The organism is Dietzia sp. SLG310A2-38A2 (assembly GCF_014145095.1).
Taxonomy (GTDB): Bacteria; Actinomycetota; Actinomycetes; order Mycobacteriales; family Mycobacteriaceae; genus Dietzia.
Genome location: NZ_JAALDX010000076.1, coordinates 1 through 1,849 on the forward strand (window position 1 = coordinate 1; position 1,849 = coordinate 1,849).

The window sequence follows — 1,849 nt, forward strand, 5'->3', positions numbered from 1 at the left end:
CGCGCGCCCAGCAGGGGCGCGTCGGCGGATCGCGCGCCCGCCGCGGACGACAAGGATGGTGGCGCCGTCACGTTCGCCGACATGGGGCTGGCCCCGGCCGTCGCCCAGGCTGTCCAGGACGTCGGGTACGAGGCCCCCTCCGCCATCCAGGCCGCCATCATCCCGCTGGTGATGGCGGGCCGTGATGTCGTGGGGCTGGCGCAGACGGGCACCGGCAAGACCGCGGCCTTCGCCCTGCCGATCCTCTCGCTCATCGACCCGGCGGTGAAGAGCCCGCAGGCGCTCGTTCTCGCGCCCACCCGGGAGCTCGCGCTCCAGGTCGCGGAGGCCTGCATCACCTATTCGGCCAACATGCCGCAGGTGAACGTGCTTCCCATCTACGGAGGTCAGGCCTACGGCATCCAGCTGTCCGGCCTGCGGCGCGGTGCGCAGATCATCGTCGGTACCCCGGGCCGCGTCATCGACCACCTCAAGAAGGGCACCCTCGATCTCTCGGGCCTGCGACACCTGGTCCTCGACGAGGCCGACGAGATGCTGGCGATGGGATTCCAGGAAGACGTCGAGCGGATCCTCTCCGACACGCCGGAGACCACGCAGGTCGCCCTGTTCTCGGCGACCATGCCCTCCGCCATCCGACGCATCTCGCAGAAGTACCTCACCGAGCCGGCGGAGGTGAAGGTCGCGTCCAAGACTTCCACCGCCCCGAACATCCATCAGCGCTACGTCCTGGTCAATCACCGGGACAAACTCGACGCCCTGACGAGGATCTTCGAGGTCGAGGATTTCGACGCGATGATCCTGTTCGTCCGGACCAAGTCGGCCACGGAGGAACTCGCGGAGAAGCTTCGGGCGCGCGGGTTCTCCGCCGCACCGATCAACGGCGACATCCCGCAGAACCTGCGTGAGCGGACCATCGAGGCGCTCAAGGACGGCCGGACCGACATCCTCGTGGCCACGGACGTGGCCGCCCGTGGACTCGACGTGTCGCGGATCAGTCACGTGGTCAACTACGACATCCCGCACGACACCGAGTCGTACGTGCACCGGATCGGCCGTACGGGCCGCGCCGGCCGCAGTGGTCAGGCGCTGCTGTTCGTCACACCGCGGGAGCGTCGCATGCTCTCCCAGATCGAGCGGGCCACCAGGCAGCCGCTGACAGAGATCCAGCTCCCGAGCGTGGATGATGTCAACGAGATGCGGATGGCCAAGTTCGGGCAGTCGATCACCGAGAGCCTCGATGATCCGAACCTGGCGATGTTCCGCCGGCTGGTGGAGGAGTACGCCAACGAGCACTCCGTCTCGATGGCGGATATCGCCGCCGCTCTCGCCACGCAGTCCCGAAATTCCGCCGACTTCCTCATGCGCGAGCCGGAGCGTCCCGCCCGACGTGAACGGCAGGACAACCCGCGCGACACCCGCCGGGACGACCGGCGCGAGCGGCCGGGCCGCGATTTCTCGGACGGCCCCCGTCCCTCGCGGACGGGCAAGGACATGGCCCAGTACCGGATCGCTGTCGGCAAGCGGAACAACGTCAAGCCGGGATCCATCATGGGCGCCCTGGCCAATGAGGCCGGGCTCAGTGGCGGCGACATCGGACGCATCTCGATCCGGTTCGACCACTCGATCGTCGAGCTCCCGGCGGGTCTGTCCCGGGATCAGATCGAATCGATGCGCGGGATCCGGGTTGCCGGTTCGGAGATCGATATCCGACCGGACTCCGGTCCGCCCGCCGGTCGCCCGTCCGCGGGTAGGGACGACCGTGGTGGCCGTCCCCGCGGTGGCGACCGCGGTGGTCGGGACGACGACCGTCGCGGCGAGCGTCGTGACGACCGCGGTGGAGGGTTCCGGC

General features: G+C 69.0%; 1 protein-coding gene. It reads left to right on the plus strand.

What is annotated here, in order from left to right:
- Positions 1 to 81: 81 nt before the first annotated feature.
- On the plus strand, positions 82 to 1,849 hold a 1,768-nt coding region (locus tag G6027_RS03190; protein WP_182635346.1), incomplete at its 3' end, for a DEAD/DEAH box helicase.